Source organism: Paenibacillus sp. FSL L8-0502, from assembly GCF_038593055.1.
Lineage (GTDB): Bacteria > Bacillota > Bacilli > Paenibacillales > Paenibacillaceae > Paenibacillus > Paenibacillus polymyxa_D.
Window position 1 is genome coordinate 922,517 of record NZ_CP151958.1, and the last position, 18,248, is coordinate 940,764.

General features: G+C 48.0%; 18 protein-coding genes. 17 read left to right on the forward strand and 1 reads right to left on the reverse strand.

All coding sequences use genetic code 11. The features are described 5' to 3' along the window. The first annotated feature begins 1 nt into the window (after nt 1). The 7 genes from purB to purF all read left to right on the forward strand — a co-directional run bounded on the left by purB (nt 2) and on the right by purF (nt 7,586). Nucleotides 2-1,300, forward strand: a complete 1,299-nt coding sequence (gene purB, locus NSQ57_RS04095) for an adenylosuccinate lyase (RefSeq protein WP_029516038.1) — start codon at nt 2-4, stop codon at nt 1,298-1,300. A 16-nt stretch (nt 1,301-1,316) separates the two neighbouring features. After that, entirely contained in the window at nt 1,317-1,778 is a 462-nt protein-coding gene (locus NSQ57_RS04100; RefSeq protein WP_318628461.1) for a hypothetical protein, read from the forward strand. Nucleotides 1,779-2,019: 241 nt separating this feature from the next. Further along, a complete protein-coding gene (locus tag NSQ57_RS04105) occupies nt 2,020-2,901 on the forward strand; it encodes a phosphoribosylaminoimidazolesuccinocarboxamide synthase (RefSeq protein ID WP_029516036.1) in 882 nt (293 codons plus the stop codon). Nucleotides 2,902-2,959: 58 nt separating this feature from the next. After that, nucleotides 2,960-3,205, forward strand: coding sequence for a phosphoribosylformylglycinamidine synthase subunit PurS (gene purS, locus NSQ57_RS04110; protein WP_013308797.1), 246 nt, complete (start codon nt 2,960-2,962; stop codon nt 3,203-3,205). Nucleotides 3,206-3,209: 4 nt separating this feature from the next. Beyond that, nucleotides 3,210-3,899, forward strand: coding sequence for a phosphoribosylformylglycinamidine synthase subunit PurQ (gene purQ, locus NSQ57_RS04115; RefSeq protein ID WP_029516035.1), 690 nt, complete (start codon nt 3,210-3,212; stop codon nt 3,897-3,899). Then, nucleotides 3,877-6,120 (forward strand): phosphoribosylformylglycinamidine synthase subunit PurL, encoded by a 2,244-nt coding sequence (gene purL, locus NSQ57_RS04120; RefSeq protein ID WP_039272360.1) that lies wholly within the window; start codon nt 3,877-3,879, stop codon nt 6,118-6,120. Before purQ ends, purL begins: the two co-directional genes overlap by 23 nt. Next, nucleotides 6,105-7,586, forward strand: a complete 1,482-nt coding sequence (gene purF / locus NSQ57_RS04125; protein WP_029516033.1) for an amidophosphoribosyltransferase — start codon at nt 6,105-6,107, stop codon at nt 7,584-7,586. Before purL ends, purF begins: the two co-directional genes overlap by 16 nt. 300 nt (nt 7,587-7,886) lie before the next feature. On the opposite strand, the gene NSQ57_RS04130 is transcribed toward purF, so the two are convergent. Further along, nucleotides 7,887-8,177, reverse strand: coding sequence for a hypothetical protein (locus tag NSQ57_RS04130; RefSeq protein ID WP_341038756.1), 291 nt, complete (start codon nt 8,175-8,177; stop codon nt 7,887-7,889). A gap of 126 nt (nt 8,178-8,303) precedes the next feature. On the opposite strand from NSQ57_RS04130, the gene purM reads away from it, so the two are divergent. The 10 genes from purM to NSQ57_RS04180 all read left to right on the forward strand — a co-directional run bounded on the left by purM (nt 8,304) and on the right by NSQ57_RS04180 (nt 18,198). Further along, nucleotides 8,304-9,344, forward strand: a complete 1,041-nt coding sequence (gene purM, locus NSQ57_RS04135; protein WP_209950368.1) for a phosphoribosylformylglycinamidine cyclo-ligase — start codon at nt 8,304-8,306, stop codon at nt 9,342-9,344. Beyond that, the gene (gene purN / locus NSQ57_RS04140; RefSeq protein ID WP_209950367.1) at nt 9,344-9,958 is read left to right on the forward strand and encodes a phosphoribosylglycinamide formyltransferase; all 615 of its coding nucleotides are present in this window, start codon (nt 9,344-9,346) and stop codon (nt 9,956-9,958) included. Before purM ends, purN begins: the two co-directional genes overlap by 1 nt. Before the next feature lie 130 nt (nt 9,959-10,088). Then, nucleotides 10,089-11,636, forward strand: coding sequence for a bifunctional phosphoribosylaminoimidazolecarboxamide formyltransferase/IMP cyclohydrolase (gene purH, locus NSQ57_RS04145; protein WP_342425657.1), 1,548 nt, complete (start codon nt 10,089-10,091; stop codon nt 11,634-11,636). A 71-nt stretch (nt 11,637-11,707) separates the two neighbouring features. Next, nucleotides 11,708-12,973, forward strand: coding sequence for a phosphoribosylamine--glycine ligase (gene purD / locus NSQ57_RS04150; RefSeq protein ID WP_029516029.1), 1,266 nt, complete (start codon nt 11,708-11,710; stop codon nt 12,971-12,973). 436 nt (nt 12,974-13,409) lie between these two features. Beyond that, nucleotides 13,410-13,865, forward strand: a complete 456-nt coding sequence (locus NSQ57_RS04155; RefSeq protein WP_342425658.1) for a DinB family protein — start codon at nt 13,410-13,412, stop codon at nt 13,863-13,865. A gap of 344 nt (nt 13,866-14,209) precedes the next feature. After that, nucleotides 14,210-14,620, forward strand: a complete 411-nt coding sequence (locus NSQ57_RS04160) for an HAD family hydrolase (protein WP_342425659.1) — start codon at nt 14,210-14,212, stop codon at nt 14,618-14,620. Nucleotides 14,621-14,795: 175 nt separating this feature from the next. After that, nucleotides 14,796-15,542, forward strand: a complete 747-nt coding sequence (locus NSQ57_RS04165; protein ID WP_165149917.1) for an SDR family oxidoreductase — start codon at nt 14,796-14,798, stop codon at nt 15,540-15,542. Between the two features lie 160 nt (nt 15,543-15,702). Further along, nucleotides 15,703-16,050 carry a winged helix-turn-helix transcriptional regulator gene (locus tag NSQ57_RS04170; RefSeq protein WP_019685981.1) on the forward strand — a complete coding sequence of 116 codons (348 nt, stop codon included), beginning with the start codon at nt 15,703-15,705 and terminating at the stop codon, nt 16,048-16,050. 513 nt (nt 16,051-16,563) lie between these two features. Beyond that, nucleotides 16,564-17,241, forward strand: a complete 678-nt coding sequence (locus NSQ57_RS04175) for a TetR/AcrR family transcriptional regulator (RefSeq protein ID WP_342425660.1) — start codon at nt 16,564-16,566, stop codon at nt 17,239-17,241. A gap of 99 nt (nt 17,242-17,340) precedes the next feature. Then, complete coding sequence (locus NSQ57_RS04180) at nt 17,341-18,198, forward strand: transporter substrate-binding domain-containing protein (RefSeq protein WP_165149921.1); 858 nt, start codon at nt 17,341-17,343, stop codon at nt 18,196-18,198. Nucleotides 18,199-18,248: the final 50 nt, after the last annotated feature.

Below are 18,248 nucleotides of genomic sequence, written 5' to 3' on the forward strand. Positions count from 1 at the left end.
CATGATCGAACGCTATAGCAGACCGGAAATGAGAGCGATTTGGACGGAAGAAAATAAATTTAAAGCGTGGCTGGAAGTAGAGCTGTGTGCCTGTGAAGCTTGGGCGGAATTAGGGGTTATTCCAAAAGAGGATACTGTGGCTCTACGTAAGAATGCAAGTTTTGATATTGAACGGATATATGAAATTGAGCAGGAGACAAGACATGATGTTATTGCTTTTACTCGCACGGTGTCTGAAAGTCTTGGAGATGAGCGCAAATGGGTACATTACGGTCTAACCTCTACAGACGTAGTTGATACGGCACTGGGCTACCTGTTAAAGCAGGCGAATGAAATCCTGGAACGCGATATCTTGAATTTTATTGAAATTTTGAAGGAAAAGGCATTGGCTTACAAGCATACACCAATGATGGGACGTACACATGGAGTGCATGCCGAGCCGACCACATTCGGACTGAAGATGGGATTGTGGTACGAGGAAATGAAGCGCAATCTGGAACGCTTTCGTTTTGCCGCTGACCAAGTACAATACGGTAAAATGTCCGGTGCAGTTGGGACATACGCCAACATTGACCCGGCTGTAGAAGAATTTGTATGCCGCAAGCTGGGTACCAAGCCTGCACCGATTTCTACACAGACGCTACAGCGCGACCGTCATGCCGAATACATGGCAACGTTAGCGTTGATCGCCACATCGTTGGACAAATTTGCTACAGAAGTCCGTGCTCTGCAAAAGAGTGAATTCCGTGAGGTGGAGGAAGCCTTTGCCAAGGGTCAAAAAGGATCTTCCGCGATGCCGCATAAACGCAATCCGATCGGAAGTGAAAACATCTCCGGTCTGGCACGTGTGATTCGCGGGCATATGGTATCGGCGTATGAGAACGTAACCCTATGGCATGAACGCGACATTTCGCATTCTTCCGTAGAACGCATTATTCTGCCGGATGCCACGATGCTGTTGAACTACATGCTGAACCGCTTTGGCAATATCGTGAAAAATCTGACGGTCTTCCCTGAAAATATGAAGCGCAATATGGCGCGTACGTACGGCGTACCGTTCTCCGGTCGTATTATGACGAAGCTGATCGATAAAGGCTTTAGTCGTGAAAAAGCCTACGATACCGTGCAGCCGCGTGCTATGCAGGCGTGGGAAGAGCAACGCCAGTTCCGCGATATCGTCGAGGCGACCCCGGAAATTACTGCCGTGCTCAGCGCAGACGAAATCGAGGATGCTTTTAACCCAGCCTGGCATCTGAAGAACGTGGATACGATCTTCAAAAAGCTGGGATTAGGGGAGTAGGAGGGAAGGTTGCTGCGTGGTGAGGCCGCTCTGCGAACGGATCATTCTTCCGATTGCTGTTGCCCCTGGATTCCTGAATTGGAAAACCTGCAAAGGTTGGAATCCAGAGGCAAAGGCAAGCGCTAATGCTTCTCCAGAACGATTCCGTCCGCTCCGCTGCTTCCAGCACCAACCTTCGTGTGGGAGCAGAACTTGGGAAGGTGCGGCACATAAGATGCCGCACCTCCCCAAAGGCGATGGAAAAGCGCGTTCCACTGCTTTCTATCGCAGGCAACGTTCTCGGGAGGGCTGCCGAATTTGCGCAGCAAACAGCCCGCTGCCCTCCCGAGAACGCGCAGGCTCAAGAAGTGAAGCCTTGAGCCACCGTATCCGTGCGCAGCGTAACACATGCGCACAACAGGCGAAGCCAGAATGCTCGCTGCACGGCATGCCGTGCTACGGCCACGGGCCGAATGGTATTGCGGCGGCATACGCGTAAAAACGCTATTTTGTACCGACGTAAAAGCGTTGCTGGATGAAAGCTTGTGCCAACAAGCCTTCATCCGGCGAAACGCGCTCATACCACTCGAGTCACATAATAAACGCCCTCACCCGGCTCACCAGCCAACCTTGCGGGAGTCCCGAGGGCAGCAGCCCTGGGAGTTCTCCCTGAGGGGAGGATTTAGGAGGGGCAAAGGTTGATTTAGGAGGGGCAACTTCTATGAAAGAGGTGTAATGAAATGTCATTGTCTACTGCCGAAGGTCTGATCCATGCGCCGCTCTTGTACAAAGGCAAGGTGCGTGAACTGTATGATCTCGGAGAGCATTTTCTGATTGTCGTGACGGACCGAATTTCGGCTTTTGATTATGTGTTAGAGCCACCCGTGCCCGAAAAGGGAAATGTGCTGAATAAGCTCAGCGCTTTCTGGTTTGAGCAGACGAAAGACTTGTTGGAAAACCATGTCGTGCACACTGATGTGAACAAGCTCGGGCATGTGATCGACGAACAGAATAAAGAGTTGCTGAAGGACCGGATCATGGTCACGCTGAAGGCTGAACGCATCGACATTGAGTGTGTGGTGCGCGGATATATTACCGGAGGCGGCTGGCGTCAGTATGAGCAGAACGGTGAGGTGAACGGCATTCCATTGCCAGAGGGGCTACGTAAAAATGAGCGCTTTCCCAAGCCTTTATTTACACCAGCTGCAAAAAATGATGTTGGACACGACGAGGACATTTCACTTCATCAAATGAAAGAACTGGTCGGGGTGGAACTAACAGGTGAGCTTGAGGAAAAGAGCTTGGCGTTGTACGAATTTGCACGTGCTTTCTGCGAGAAGCGGGGGATTATTTTAGCCGATTGCAAGTTTGAGTTTGGTCTTGTTAACGGTAAGGTGATTCTGATTGACGAGATTTTCACGCCAGATTCATCCCGTTTTTGGGCCCAGGAAAAGTATGAGCTGGATGTTGAGATTGACAGCATGGACAAGGAGCCGGTACGAAGCTATTTGGCATCATCTGGTTGGGACAAGAATAGCGAGCCCGATCCATTGCCTGCTGAGGTCGTAGAAGAAACAACTGCAAGATATACGGATATTTGGCGGCGTCTGACGGCACAGTAAATAGTAATCATAATTCAACCAATAGGATTCACTCATTCGGAGGAGGAACTGAAGGAACATGATGAAAGCAACAGTCTATGTCACGATTAAGCAAAGCGTTTTGGACCCGCAGGGGGTTGCGGTGCAAGGCGCACTGCATTCTATGGGTTTCGGAGAAGTGGACAGCGTCAGAATTGGTAAGTATATGGAATTGAATCTGGATACAACAGACCGCGAGAGTGCTGAAAAGCGCATCATTGAGATGTGTGAAAAGCTGTTGGCCAACACGGTCATTGAAGACTACCGCTACGAACTGGAGGGCTGATTCCATGAAATTTGCAGTTCTGGTTTTTCCGGGCTCCAACTGTGATATTGACTGCTATAAGGCGGTAGAGGACACGGTCGGTGAACCTGTCGATTATGTTTGGCATACTGCGACGGATCTGTCGCCTTATGATTGTATTCTTGTTCCAGGAGGCTTCTCCTACGGGGATTACCTGCGTTGCGGCGCGATTTCCCGGTTTGCTCCAGTGATGAAGGAAGTTGCGAAAGCGGCTGCCGAGGGCAAATATATTTTGGGTATTTGCAACGGTTTTCAAATTCTGACCGAAGCCGGTCTGTTGCCAGGGGCTTTACGCCGTAATCTGTCGATGAAATTCCTATGCCGGGATACGGTGTTGCAGGTTGCGAATAACCAAACACCTTTTACTAAAGATTACGCTGCTGGTGAAAAGATCGTCATTCCGATCGCACACGGCGAAGGCAACTATTACTGTGATGATGAGACGCTGGCTCGCTTGCAGGCGAATAACCAGATCGTATTTACGTATAAAGATAATCCAAACGGTTCCATGACGGATATCGCAGGGATTTGTAATGAACAAGGAAACGTGCTGGGCATGATGCCTCACCCTGAACGCGCGGTGGACGCATTGCTCGGAACGGATGACGGCAAACGTATGTTTACATCTATTTTGAACGCATGGAGGGATCGACATGGCGCAGCAAGTGTCCGCTAAGGAACCAACGGCAGAGCAGGTTGCCGAGCATAAACTGTACCAGCAGATGGGTGTGTCGGATAGCGAATATGCGTTGATCTGTGAATTCATGGGACGTCAGCCGAATTATACGGAGATTGGTGTATTCAGTGTCATGTGGTCAGAGCATTGTGCTTACAAAAACTCCAAGCCGTTATTGCGTCGTTTTCCAACGAGCGGTCCACGAGTGCTGATGGGACCCGGCGAGGGCGCAGGCATTGTAGATATCGGTGATAACCAAGCGGTTGTATTTAAAATCGAAAGCCATAACCATCCGTCGGCTGTGGAGCCTTTTCAAGGAGCAGCGACTGGGGTAGGCGGTATCATCCGTGATATTTTCTCCATGGGTGCAAGACCCGTTGCGGTGTTGAACTCTCTGCGTTTTGGCAAGCTGGAGAGCGACCGTGTGAAATATTTGTTCGAGCATGTGGTATCTGGTATTGCGGGCTACGGGAACTGTATCGGTATTCCGACTGTAGGTGGCGAGGTTGTATTTGATGAAAGCTACGAAGGCAACCCGCTCGTTAATGCAATGTGTGTCGGACTGATTGACCATGATAAAATCCAGCGTGGTGTTGCTAAAGGGGTCGGTAACCCGGTGTTCTATGTGGGCCCACCGACAGGTCGTGATGGGATTCACGGAGCGACATTCGCATCGGTTGAGCTGACAGAAGAATCTGAAGCGAACCGGACTGCGGTTCAAGTAGGCGATCCTTTTATGGAGAAGCTGGTTATGGAATCATGTCTGGAACTGATCGACAGTGGTATTGTGCTGGGTATTCAGGATATGGGTGCCGCAGGACTCACCTGCTCCAGCGCGGAGATGGCGAGTAAGGCTGGCAACGGCCTGGAGCTGTATCTGGATCAGGTACCGCAGCGTGAAGAGGGTATGACACCTTATGAAATGATGCTGTCCGAATCACAAGAACGGATGCTGTTCGTAGTAGAGCCTAAGGATGAAGCACAGGCACTGGAAATTTTCGAGCGCTGGGGCGTTATTTGTGCCAAGGTCGGTAAAGTGACGGATGACGGTCGTTTGCGTTTGTTCCATCACAATGAAGTGGTCGGAGATATGCCAGTGACGGCACTGGTTGATGAATGCCCGATTTATGACAAGCCTTCCGAAATCCCCGCTTATTATGAGCAAAATGCTGCTATTGACACACTTCGTTATGCAGAAGTGACAGATTTGAACGGTGCGCTGAAAAAGGTGCTGTCTTCACCAAGTGTAGCTAGTAAGAAATGGGTATACGAGCAGTATGACTACATGGTTCGCACGAGTACAGCCGTTCGTCCGGGATCGGATGCAGCTGTAGTAACCGTGCGTGGAACTCGTAAGGGGCTCGCCATGACGACAGATTGTAACGGACGTTATGTATACCTGGATCCAGAGGTAGGCGGACGGATTGCAGTTAGCGAAGCAGCACGTAACATTGTATGTTCTGGCGGCGAGCCTTTGGCGATTACAGATAACCTGAACTTCGGTAACCCTGAAAAGCCGGATATTTTCTGGCAAATGGAAAAAGCCGTAGATGGTATGGCTGAAGCTTGCCGTGTACTGGATACACCTGTTATCGGGGGTAATGTCAGCTTGTACAACGAAAATACCAAAGGCTCCATCTATCCGACGCCTGTTGTTGGTATGGTAGGTCTGGTACATGATACAGATCATATTACGACACAAGGCTTCAAAGCCGAGGGTGATGTGATTTTCTTGGTGGGGGAAACGAAGGCCGAGCTGGGAGGTAGCGAGTTCCAAGCTGTCGTACACGGTGTATCCGAGGGACGCCCTCCTGAGCTGGATTTGAACGTAGAGAAAAAGCTGCTGACTGCGGTACTGGGAGCGATTCAGGGCGGATTGGTACAATCTGCGCATGATTTGGCAGAGGGCGGATTGGCTGTAGCGCTTGCGGAATCCGGGATTAGCGGCGGATTGGGAGCACAGGTCAACGTAGAAACGACTTTGCGTCCTGACCATGCCTTGTTTAGCGAAAGCCAGTCCCGTATTTTGTTATCTGCATCGCCGGATAAAGCGTCTGCGCTGGAAGCACATCTACGTGGTTTGGAAGTGCCAGTTACCGTATTAGGAAAAGTTGAAGGATCACAATTGACAGTTGAGGTGAACGGACAACCCGCTTTGAACGAGGCAGTCGCCAGTTTGAAGCAAATCTGGGAGGATGTCATTCCATGTCTGATGAAATAACAGCACGGACGTTGTGGACTGGAGATTATTATAATGAAGGCTCTGGTAAAGAGGGGCTGTTTGATAAATTAAAAGAGGAATGCGGCGTATTCGGTGTGTATAGACACTCCGATGCCGCTTCCCTAGCATATTACGGGTTGCATGCGCTCCAGCATCGTGGGGAGGAAAGTGCAGGCATCTGTGTGAGCAGTGGTGACGAGTTCCATTATCATCGTGGTATGGGTCTTGTAAAAGAAGTATTCAATAAAGATTTGATGGCTTCGCTGACAGGCGATATTGCCATAGGACATGTGCGCTACTCGACAAGTGGAGACAGTAAGCTGACGAATGCACAGCCTTTGGTGTTCAAGTATCGTGATGGCGATTTGGCAGTAGCCACCAACGGGAATATCGTGAATGCTTTGCAAATCCGGCATGAGCTGGAGCAGGGCGGGTCTATTTTTCAAACGACCAGCGATACAGAAGTAGTAGCACATTTGATCGCACGATCGTCCAAGGATTTGGTGGAGGCCGCTAAGGATGCATTGAAGCGTATTGTCGGCGGGTTTGCTTTCCTTATTATGACCAACGACAAGCTGCTCGTGGCTTCCGACCCCAATGGTCTGCGTCCAATCACGATGGGCAGACTGGGAGATGCTTATCTGTTCGCATCCGAGTCTTGTGCCCTGGAAACGATTGGAGCAGAGTTGCTGCGCGATATCGAACCGGGTGAGCTGTTGGTGTTGGACAAAAATGGACTGCATGAAGATCGTTACACGGAAGAAAAGCACCGTAAAGCGCTATGTGCGATGGAATATATTTATTTTGCCCGGCCTGACAGTGACTTGAATGGTTCTAATCTTCATGCTGCACGCAAAAGAATGGGCAGCCAGATGGCGCTGGAAGCTTTTGTTGATGCAGATTTGGTTACCGGTGTACCGGACTCCAGTATTTCGGCTGCGATTGGTTATGCAGAGCAGACAGGTATTCCTTATGAGCTGGGCATGATTAAAAATAAATACACTGGACGTACCTTCATTCAGCCGAGTCAGGAGCTGCGCGAGCAGGGTGTGAAAATGAAGCTGAGCGCTGTACGCCGCGTTGTTGAAGGTAAACGAGTCATTATGATCGACGATTCTATCGTCCGGGGCACTACATCCCGTCGAATCGTGAATATGCTGCGTGATGCGGGAGCGTTGGAGGTACATGTACGTATTACCTCGCCGCCTTTCAAAAACCCGTGCTTCTACGGTATTGACACGCCGGATCGCCGGGAACTGATTGCTTCATCTAAAACCGTCGAGGAAATTCGTGAGGAAATTAACGCCGATTCGCTTTACTTTATGAGCGCCGAGGGTTTGATTGCCGCTGTAGGTGGATATAACGAACAGGATTACAAAGGCGGCTTGTGCCTAGCTTGTTTCGATAATGATTACCCGACTCAGGTAGATTTCAAAGGCGAAGAGAAGTTCGGATGTAGTTGTTAGTATAGGGAACAAAAGAGGTACTAGCGCCATATAATGCGGTTCTGAGGGGGCTACTCCGCGTGTGGAAGGTTCTTACGATCGCTGTTGCCGCTGGATTCCTGGATTGAAATAATCCCTTACAGGGTTGGAATCCAGCTGCAAAGGCGAACGCTTTCGCTTCTCCAGAATCCTTCCACCCGCTGCGTTTCTCAGGTATGCAGCATTATTGCAGCAGTGCCTGTACCTCTTTGGTTCCCACCAAGAAGAGGATAGGTAAGGCAGTTAAAAACTCATGGCATAACTATTTCATGCCATGAGTTTTTAGCGGAGCGGTGACTCGTAAAAAGTCACCCTGCTCTTGTAAGGTTGAGCCGCGAAGCGAAGCTCAATAGCAGGCAAGGCAAAGCTGCCTGCCTCAAAGGGCAAAGAAGTAAGCCGCCCGTTGGCGCTGCTCACTTCTTTGCCCGGCACGTCCCCGCCTTTGCGAAGCAAACAGCCCGGGACGTGCCCCCGCCGCCGTGAAGGCGGCAACGCACCAAAGCGTGTCCTTGTGAATTGCGGGAATGCCCCGCAATTCACAAAGGAAAGCACGCGACTCACAGCACGAACCATACACCAAGCAGCACCCAACCCTACGCATCTGACCGACTCTTGAGAGGTCCAGGGGGAGCAGCCCCATGGAATCCTCTCTGTTAGGGAGGACTTAGGAGGGTCAATCATTTGAAGGAGTGTTCATGAATGTCCGAAGCATACAAAAATGCAGGGGTAGATATCGCTGCCGGTAATGAAGCAGTAGAACGGATGAAAAAGCACGTTAAACGTACCTTCCGTCCCGAAGTGCTGACGGACTTGGGCGGATTCGGTGCGTTGTTCGGCCTGAATAAGGATAAGTACGAGGAGCCTGTACTCGTTTCCGGTACCGATGGTGTCGGCACGAAGCTGAAGCTTGCTTTCGCAATGGATCGTCATGACACCATTGGTATCGACGCGGTTGCGATGTGTGTAAACGACATTGTCGTCGGGGGCGCGGAGCCACTCTTTTTTCTGGATTACCTCGCTTGTGACAAGGTTGTGCCCGAGAAAATTGAAGCTATAGTCGCTGGAATCGCAGAGGGATGCCATCAATCGGGCTGTGCGCTGGTCGGCGGTGAAACCGCAGAAATGCCAGGGATGTATAGCGAGGGTGAATATGATATTGCCGGATTCACGGTAGGGATTGTAGATAAAAGTAAAATCATCAACGGCAGCTCCGTTGCCCCTGGAGATACCGTTATTGGGCTGGCCTCCAGTGGAGTTCACAGTAATGGCTTCTCACTGGTTCGCAAGCTGTTATTGGAACAGCAGGGCTATGATTTGCATGATGAAATCGAAGGCTTAAACGGCAAACTGGGCGATGTACTGCTGGAGCCGACGAAAATTTACGTGAAATCCGTTTTGGCATTGCTGGACAAGGTAAAAGTAAAAGGTATGGCGCATATCACAGGTGGTGGTTTTATTGAAAATATCCCAAGAGTGTTACCGGATCACGTCAATGTGGATATTGAATACGGCACTTGGCCGATTTTGCCAATCTTCCAGCTCATGCAGGAAAAAGGTGCAATCTCCAACAGAGACATGTTCACAACCTTTAATATGGGGATTGGCATGGTAATCGTTGTAGGCGAAGAGCATGCACAGACTGCACTGGAAGTTCTGAAGGAACAGGGCGAAGCTGCCTATGTGATCGGAAAAGTAACGGAAGGCAGTTCTATCGTGACCTTTACGGGAGCCGAGGTGTAATGAACGAGTACCGGATTGCTGTTTTTGCATCAGGCGAAGGGACGAATTTTCAGTCATTGGTGGATGCCGCTGCGCGAGGAGAACTGGGCGATGCCTCGGTAGAATTGCTCATCTGTGACAAGCCTGCGGCTCCTGCCGTAGCTAGAGCACAGAAAGCTGGAGTTGCGTGCCATACCTTTCGACCCAAGGAATATCCTTCTCGAGAAGACTATGAGCGTGAACTGGTGGCTTTACTGGAGCAGAAATCAATTGATCTCATCGTGTTAGCTGGCTACATGCGTTTGCTATCCAGCGTCATGGTCGATGCCTACGCAGGAAAAATCATTAATATTCATCCGTCACTACTTCCGGCATTTCCAGGGAAAGATGCTGTTGGACAGGCATTGACCTATGGTGTCAAGGTAAGTGGCGTCACCGTTCATTTTGTGGACGGGGGCATGGATACGGGAGCTATTATTGCCCAGCGTGTCGTGGAGGTTAGCGACCATGATACTGCGGAATCCTTATCCGCAGCCATTCAATCCGTAGAACGTCAGCTATATCCAGAAGTAGTTGGCAAATTAGCCCAAGGCAAAATCCAATTAAATGGTCGCAAAGTGATTTCACTTCTCTAAGAATGATTGTAATTTGTCATATCATTGTTATATCAAGGATGCTGTACAGGCATTTTCCGATATTTCTCGGGAAATAAAATGATAAAAGAGAATTTTGCAAAATTCTGAAAGAGCTAAAGGAGGAGACAGGGTGAGTATTAAAAGAGCGCTCGTCAGCGTATCGGATAAGCGAGGGATCGTGGAATTTTGCCGCGAGTTGTCCAAATTGGGTGTGGAGATCGTTTCGACAGGGGGAACGAGCAGCTTGTTGTCGAAGGAGGGCATTCCTGTCATCGGCATTTCCGAGGTAACGGGTTTTCCTGAAATTATGGATGGACGTGTTAAAACACTCCACCCTGCGGTACACAGCGGCTTGCTGGCTGTTCGGGATAATGAAGAGCATCAGCGTCAGATGAAAGAGCTTGGATTGGGTTATATTGATCTGGTCGTTGTGAATCTGTATCCTTTTGCGGAAACGATTGCCAAACCCGGTGTAACTTATGAGGACGCGATTGAAAATATCGACATCGGCGGGCCGACGATGCTTCGTTCTGCGGCAAAAAATCATGCTTTTGTCAGTGTGGTGGTTGATGCTGATGACTATAGCACAGTGTTGGAGGAAATTCGTAAGGATGGCGATACGGAGCTGAATACCCGTAAGCGTTTGGCTGCAAAAGTGTTCCGCCATACGGCGTCATACGACGCTTTGATATCCGATTATTTGTCGAATGTGACAGGTGAGCCGTTGCCTGAGCGTTACACTGTAACCTATGAAAAAATCCAGGATTTGCGTTATGGCGAAAATCCGCATCAGCAGGCGGCATTTTACCGTGAGCCATTGGCGGCAAAGGGTACACTGACAACAGCGAAACAACTTCACGGCAAAGAGCTGTCTTACAATAACATCAATGATGCTAATGCAGCTTTGCAAATTGTCAAAGAATTCAGCGAACCTACAGTAGTAGCAGTTAAGCATATGAATCCTTGCGGTGTGGGAATTGGCGGCAGTATTTATGAAGCGTACAGCAAGGCGTATGCAGCTGATCCAACCTCGATTTTTGGCGGCATCGTAGCGGCTAACCGGATTATTGACGGTGATACAGCAAATAAGCTGAGTGAGATCTTTTTGGAAATTGTACTGGCACCGGGATTTACGAAAGAAGCATTGGAGATTTTAACGAAAAAGAAAAATATTCGTTTGCTTGATCTGGGTGAGCTTTCCCGGTCTGAACAGGCAGAGAGCCGTTTCGTCGTGACTTCCATTGAAGGCGGCATGGTCGTTCAGCAAAATGACATTCACGCTGTAGACTCGGATGCACTTATAGTTGTAACGGAGCGGGCACCATCCGAGGAAGAACTGAAACAGCTTTTGTTTAGCTGGAAAGTGGTTAAGCATGTGAAATCCAACGCCATCGTACTGGCGGCAGATAATATGACCATTGGCGTAGGCGCTGGACAAATGAACCGTGTCGGTGCGGCCAAGATTGCTATCGAGCAGGCTGGTGACAAAGCAAAAGATGCCGTACTGGCATCCGATGCATTTTTCCCGATGGGCGATACGTTGGAGTTGGCAGCTAAAGCAGGCATCACAGCAGTTATTCAGCCGGGCGGCTCCATCAAAGACGAAGAGTCCATCAAGGTTGCTAACGAATACGGCATTGCCATGGTCTTTACAGGCGTACGTCATTTCAAGCACTAACTTGTATGAGTTGAGGATGCAGCAGCATTTTCACCTGAACAATCTTAATGGGAGCGGGAGGAATCACCTGAATGGATATTTTGGTTATCGGAGGGGGCGGCCGCGAACATGCAATTGTGTGGTCGCTGAAGAAAAGCCCCAAGGCCGGACAAATCTATTGCGCACCAGGCAATGCTGGTATCGGACAGTTAGCGGAGTGTGTGCCGATTCCGGTGAGTGACTTTGACGCGCTGACAGAACTGGCGGAATCCAAAAAGGTCGGACTTGTCGTGGTTGGCCCCGATGATCCGCTGGCAGATGGCATTGTGGATGCTTTTGAAGCGAAAGGCATTCCCGTATTCGGACCGCGTAAAAATGCAGCGGAAATTGAAGGTAGCAAAATCTTCATGAAGGATTTGCTCCATAAATATCATATTCCGACAGCAACCTATCGTAAGTTTTATACTTACGAGGAAGCACATGCATACTTGAAGGAGCAACCGATCCCGATCGTCATTAAGGCAGACGGACTGGCGGCAGGCAAAGGGGTAACGGTCGCTTACTCGATGGAGGAAGCGGAAAAGGCTCTCTCTGACATTATGGTGACCAAGGTGTTTGGTGAAGCCGGGGCACAAGTCGTGATTGAGGAGTTTCTGGCTGGTCAGGAAATGTCGATTCTCTCCTTTGTCGATGGTGAAACGGTTCGTCCGATGGCCGCGGCGCAAGACCACAAGCCTATTTTTGATAATGACAAAGGGCCAAATACAGGCGGCATGGGTACGTATTCTCCATTGCCTCACATAGCCAATTCCATTATTGAGGAAGCTATTGAGACGATTATTAAGCCGACGGCCAAGGCCATGGTTGCTGAAGGGCGTCCATTCCGAGGTGTATTATTTGCCGGATTGATGATTTCGCCGGACGGCAAGCCGAAGACCATTGAGTTTAATGCACGTTTCGGGGATCCGGAAACTCAAGTGGTTCTGCCTCGTTTGAAATCCGATCTGCTCGATATTTTTCTCGCTGCTGTAAATGGCACGCTGGATCAGGTGGAGATTGAGTGGAAGGATGAAGCGGCGGTGTGCGTGGTGCTGGCATCCGGAGGTTATCCTGCAGCTTACGCCAAAGGCGTACCTATCCACGGATTGGAACAGGTAGACGAAGCTATTGTATTCCATGCTGGAACGGGCATCAACGAACAGGGTGAGTGGGTAACGAACGGAGGACGCGTACTAGGCGTGGTTGGCTTGGGGCGTGACATTGCCGAGGCACGTGACAAAGCTTACGAACAGGCGGATCGTATTACCTTTGAAGGTAAACAAAACCGTACGGATATTGCGGCAAAAGCATTGCTGTAGCAGCAACATATAGGATAAAGAGAACCTCTGTGGAGGTTCTCTTTTTGTTTAAAGAAAATAAAGTTGTAGACTGAGCAAATAAAGCGTTTTCTTAGTGCTTGGATTAATATAAGGCTCCTTTAGAAGCACTACATGCTACCCGCGTATGTTCTTTAAATAATATTTGGCGCTGGAGCTTCCTTTTTTATTGAACTCCCATGAAAGTTAAAGCAGCTAAAAACCCGAAAAAGACAATAACAAAATAGACCTAGCCAAATGATTTTTTTTAAAAAAGGCACTGCCTGAGAAGAGTTATGAAATTAAAGTATCAAAGATTTTTCAAGGCTGAACGTAAAAATGAGGCTGGTGTAAAGGTTGTTTTAGTTCATTTAAATGCTTAAACTAACGGTTAATAGTAGGTTCAAGTAATCGATGAGACGAAGAGGGGGAAACCGAAATGAAGACGATCAAGTGCATGATGGACCACCTGTACTGGGCGGACGGACGCATCCTGGACGCGCTCGAGAAGAGTGAGACGAAGAACAAGGACCTTCTGAAGCTGGTTCGGCACGTCGCGGTCGCGGAACGAGTCTGGCTGTCCCGATTGCAGGGCAAGGGCAGCGCCCAATATTCGTTGTGGGAGGAAGCAGAAGACCTGACGGCGATCCGGACGATGTTCGAAGAAAATGCCGAGCAATATCGCGTCTATATTGAAGGACTTGAGGAATCCAAGTTGGACGAGATGATCGACTATGCGAATCAGAGCGGGGTTCCGTTCCAAACGTCCGTCCGGGACATCCTGTCACAGGTCCTCTTACATGGGCAATATCACCGGGGACAGATCAACCGGGCGCTTCGGATCGAATCGGCAGAGCCTGTCCAAGTCGATTACATCACGTTCGCGAGGCTCTAACAGGGCCTAATAATCACCATTACTCGGAATGGGATTGGCATGAACGACGGGTACGATAGCTCAACAAATTGCTTTTACCATATAAGAGCAACATGCTAATGTATATTAGCAGACGATGATGTTTTATAAGTGATAAGAACGTACACTGCCTTATTTAGGATCAAAGAGAGCCCATACCCTTATAAATTGGAAAATTCATTTGCTTCCAAATACGGTTATGGGCTTATTTACTTTTCATAAGCACTACACCACATTAGACTGCCGGTACTTGTTTAAGCTAACGGGCAGGATAGTTCAAATACGTGGTATCATGTGGTGAGTAATTAATGGAGCCCTCTTTTACAATGTTGAGAATGGGGGAAATCGTGGTCGGCTTGGAATGGGAAGGTTTGTATAGAGAATTGTTGGGAGATGGAAACCAATTGCTTATGGAAGGCGCAATGGATGTCTGTCATCGCTTATCAAAGACCCATCGAATGTTCGTAATCACGAATGGTATCACTCACACGCAAATCAAACGCTTGAAGCAGTCTGGGCTATATAAGTTTTTCGAGGATATCTTTGATTCGCAAAGCATTGGTTATCAAAAACCGAAGGGAGAATTTTTCAATTACGTCATAAGTCATATTTCAGATGGTGGTCTTCAGTCGGGCATTGACACCTGTTGGGTCAACAGAACCGGACAAAGAAGTCCGGCAGAAATTAAAAGCACATATACAATCTCAAACTTAATGGAGCTCACTTCCATCTGTTAGGCTGTAAAAACAAACGCTTGTGCCGCCTCAATTATCACTTTTTGGTGACTATATCACAAAAAAGTGGGTACTGTTTTTCTTGTAACTTTTCCCCCATACTATCGTTCATAGGAGGTTCATGAAGCAGACAGAGCATCCTATACCATATAAATCATTATAAAAGGAGTGTAATAGAATGGGGAAATTTGACGGGAAGGTAGCAGTTGTAACCGGAGGTACAAGCGGCATCGGTCTCGCGTCGGCACAACAGTTCGTAAAAGAAGGGGCTTACGTTTTTATCACGGGACGCAGACAACGTGAACTGGATGAAGCAGTAAAGCAGATCGGAAAGAATGTTACAGGTGTCCGAGGTGACATATCTAAATCGGAAGATCTAGATATATTATTCGAAACAGTTAAGCGAGAAAAGGGACACTTGGACATTCTCTTTGCAAATGCCGGACTAGGGTCATTGCTTCCATTAGGAGAAATTACAGAAGCACAATACTACAAGACTTTCGATGTCAACGTGAAAGGAACCATCTTTACAGTACAAAAGGCATTAGCTTTGTTTCCAAATAAAAGAGGTTCGATTATTCTAACGGGATCCACTGCTGGCTCGACGGGGATGCCAGCGTTTAGTATCTATGGTGCATCCAAGGCAGCGATCAGACAGCTCGTCCGCAGCTGGATTCTTGATATGAGAGGGACCGAAATTCGTATAAACATCCTTAGTCCGGGAACAATCGTAACGCCGGCGTACGATGAGTTATTTGGCTCTGAACTAGATCATTTACTGGAACAGGCAAAAAATGATATTCCGCTCGGCAGAGTGGGGCAGGTTGAAGAGATCTCCAATGCTGTCATGTTCCTAGCCTCTAATGAAAGCAGCTATATGAACGGCGTTGAATTATTCGTAGATGGCGGAGTAGCTCAAGTTTAACCAGGACATAGTAATTTTCAAACGACAAAGATTTTTAAATCAACTTAAAGGCGATTGTATTATCCCCTCCATGTAACGTTCAATTTTTCCTTCAGTGATCCTTGAAGGATCAAGCGATACATGAAGGGGATATTCTTAGATCGGGAGATGGTGTATTGATATGAAAACATTTTTCTGTGAACTGGAAGTTACACTAGAGGTTATCGGAGGAAAGTGGAAGGGGCTTGTTCTGTACTATTTAATAAAAGGACCTAAACGGACGGGAGAGCTTAAGCGACTCGTTCATAATATATCGCAAAAGATGCTGATTCAAACTCTTCGGGAACTGGAAACAGACGGATTAATTCGCAGAAAGATGTACAATCAGGTACCGCCTAAGGTGGAATATTCAACGACGGAACTGGGTCAATCACTTGAACCCATTTTGAGATCGCTTTGTGATTGGGGGGGGAATTACGCAGAGCAATCCTTCGCTCCGGGCGAGATTGAGATTTTGTATCTGGATTAACTGTCGGGGGACAAGAGCATAGTCCCATTTGAAGTCGCTATTTTAGCGGCTTTTTTGTTTTATCATTTTACGTTGATGTTTTCGAGTGATGAGCAATATTCTAGTACAGGTTACTTCGTAATTAACAAGGTGCACTACAAAACTAAGGACACAAAACTTGTCTCAGAGATTAATAAGTACGTCTTGGATTATGGCAAAAGCATCATGCCCCAGCTGTTGCCAGGAGTCTGAGCAAACAAGTAAGCGGTTGAGGCTAATGACAATGAACCCATTACGCTAACGAGAAACGTTAGTTTAATAAGACAGCGGTAGTCTGAGACTGCCGCTGTCTTTTTTGTTGGCGCCAGTCTAATACTTATTTTATGGGATCTGTCGGTTTTTAAAATTTAAAAGCCGCTTGGAGCAGCAAAACTTTATTTTCTTCTGACACTTTTTTCTTTGACAAAAGTATACTTATCCTATAGGATTAAAAATACAAAACTGACTGACTGATCAATCGGGAGGAGGAAATCCATGCAGCCACGGAAGGCGAAGCAGTCCGAGATTGACTCAAATGACCAACCTGCTGAGCATGCGGGAGAAGAAACAGACCGCAGAACACAGCTTCTTCACATTGCATTAAAGCGGTTCGCCGAGCAGGGTTACCACCAAACGAAGATTTCAGATATCGTGGTAGAGGCGGGAGTAGCCCAAGGCACGTTTTATTGGCATTTTAAAAGCAAAGAGGCACTGGCGCTGGAGATTATCGCCACCGGTCGTGAACAACTACTGTCAGCGATTGGACAGGGATATCGCCGTGATGCGGGAACGCTGGCTGATATGGTTAAGGCTTCGGAAGCGCTGTTTGTTCGATTATTTGATTTTGCATTGGAGAACCGCTATCTGATGGGGTTGCTGCTGATCGGCAGCGGTGTCGATGAACCGGTGCGCCAGAGTATCCGAGAGACAAGGGCTGCGATGGAGCTGGCATTCCGGCGCAATATGGAAAGAGCGATGGAGCTGAACATGTTGCCTGCTGAATTGGATGTCGAATTAAGGGCGGCACTACTCATGAGCATGATCGAAGGTGTCATTACACGCTGGCTATTCGGTTCAGAGGGAACACATGACCACATCACGCAGATAACTGCTAAAAGATTGGCAGAAGAAGCGGCTAATTTTGAATTTTACGGATTATTAGGTCAAAGCTAGAGGGTCAACATCGCATGAATGGGTAGTTGGCAACAAATAATATAGCCAAATCACATATATGAACTCAATCATTTACATCCAGACAGGAGAGAAGGATACATGAAAACACGTAAAAAAGGGTTCTTGGTAACTATACTTATGGCTCTGGCATTGTTCAGCCTTGTGCTGAGCGCTTGCGGTACTAAGCCAGAAGCTTCTAATACTAGCAATGGAGCGGGTAGCAGTAATGTGGCAGCGAGTAACCAGCTCGAAGCAATCAAAAAGGCTGGTGTAATGAAGGTAGGCATGATGGGCACCTATCCGCCGTACAATTTTTTGAACGACAACAAGGAATTGGACGGATTTGATGTAGATATTGCCAAAGAATTGGCGAAGCGGATTGGAGTGAAACCGGAGTTCACGGCACAAGAATTTTCGGGACTGGTTCCAAGTTTGCAAAAGAAAAAATTCGATGCAGTGATTAGTCAGGTGACGATTACAGAGGATCGTAAGAAGGCCATTGACTTCACAGAGCCTTATATCACAAACAATGTAAACATTATCGTAAACAGCAAAACAAATGATATTACCAAGCTGGAGGACTTTAAAGGCAAAACCATTGGTGTCGGCTTGGGAACGAATGATGAATCTTATCTGCGGAATGAAGTACTGCCGAAGGTAGGCGATTTTGAGATTAAAACATATGATGATGTCATTACTTCCTTAAAGGATCTAAACTCTGGTCGTATTGACGCAACCATCAACAATCTGTATGCTCTCAAGCCCATTATCGATAAAAACGGGTTCCAAATTAAAGCCGTAGGCGAGCCGATTAAATCGGATCAAGCGGGTGTAGCCATTAACAAGAAAACTCCTGAGCTCAAAGAAGCCTTGAACAAGGCTTTGAAGGAAATGAAGGAAGACGGCACTTATAAAACAATTTTCAAAAAGTGGTTTGGCGAGGAGCCAAAAGAATAACGTAAGCCTGTTAGAGGCGTCTGGCTCCAGTCTTGGCTTTTATGCTGACA

Bases quoted from the DNA above. Each gene is read 5' to 3' on its own strand.
- purM (WP_209950368.1), top strand. From the start codon at position 8,304: ATGTCCGAAGCATACAAAAATGCAGGGGTAGATATCGCTGCCGGTAAT.
- NSQ57_RS04155 (WP_342425658.1), top strand. From the start codon at position 13,410: ATGAAGACGATCAAGTGCATGATGGACCACCTGTACTGGGCGGACGGA.
- purQ (WP_029516035.1), top strand. From the start codon at position 3,210: ATGAAATTTGCAGTTCTGGTTTTTCCGGGCTCCAACTGTGATATTGAC.
- NSQ57_RS04175 (WP_342425660.1), top strand. From the start codon at position 16,564: ATGCAGCCACGGAAGGCGAAGCAGTCCGAGATTGACTCAAATGACCAA.
- NSQ57_RS04170 (WP_019685981.1), top strand. From the start codon at position 15,703: ATGAAAACATTTTTCTGTGAACTGGAAGTTACACTAGAGGTTATCGGA.
- purB (WP_029516038.1), top strand. From the start codon at position 2: ATGATCGAACGCTATAGCAGACCGGAAATGAGAGCGATTTGGACGGAA.
- NSQ57_RS04130 (WP_341038756.1), bottom strand. From the start codon at position 8,177: ATGGTTCGTGCTGTGAGTCGCGTGCTTTCCTTTGTGAATTGCGGGGCA.
- purD (WP_029516029.1), top strand. From the start codon at position 11,708: ATGGATATTTTGGTTATCGGAGGGGGCGGCCGCGAACATGCAATTGTG.
- purF (WP_029516033.1), top strand. From the start codon at position 6,105: ATGTCTGATGAAATAACAGCACGGACGTTGTGGACTGGAGATTATTAT.
- NSQ57_RS04105 (WP_029516036.1), top strand. From the start codon at position 2,020: ATGTCATTGTCTACTGCCGAAGGTCTGATCCATGCGCCGCTCTTGTAC.
- purS (WP_013308797.1), top strand. From the start codon at position 2,960: ATGATGAAAGCAACAGTCTATGTCACGATTAAGCAAAGCGTTTTGGAC.
- NSQ57_RS04180 (WP_165149921.1), top strand. From the start codon at position 17,341: ATGAAAACACGTAAAAAAGGGTTCTTGGTAACTATACTTATGGCTCTG.
- purL (WP_039272360.1), top strand. From the start codon at position 3,877: ATGGCGCAGCAAGTGTCCGCTAAGGAACCAACGGCAGAGCAGGTTGCC.
- NSQ57_RS04160 (WP_342425659.1), top strand. From the start codon at position 14,210: ATGTTGAGAATGGGGGAAATCGTGGTCGGCTTGGAATGGGAAGGTTTG.
- NSQ57_RS04165 (WP_165149917.1), top strand. From the start codon at position 14,796: ATGGGGAAATTTGACGGGAAGGTAGCAGTTGTAACCGGAGGTACAAGC.
- purN (WP_209950367.1), top strand. From the start codon at position 9,344: ATGAACGAGTACCGGATTGCTGTTTTTGCATCAGGCGAAGGGACGAAT.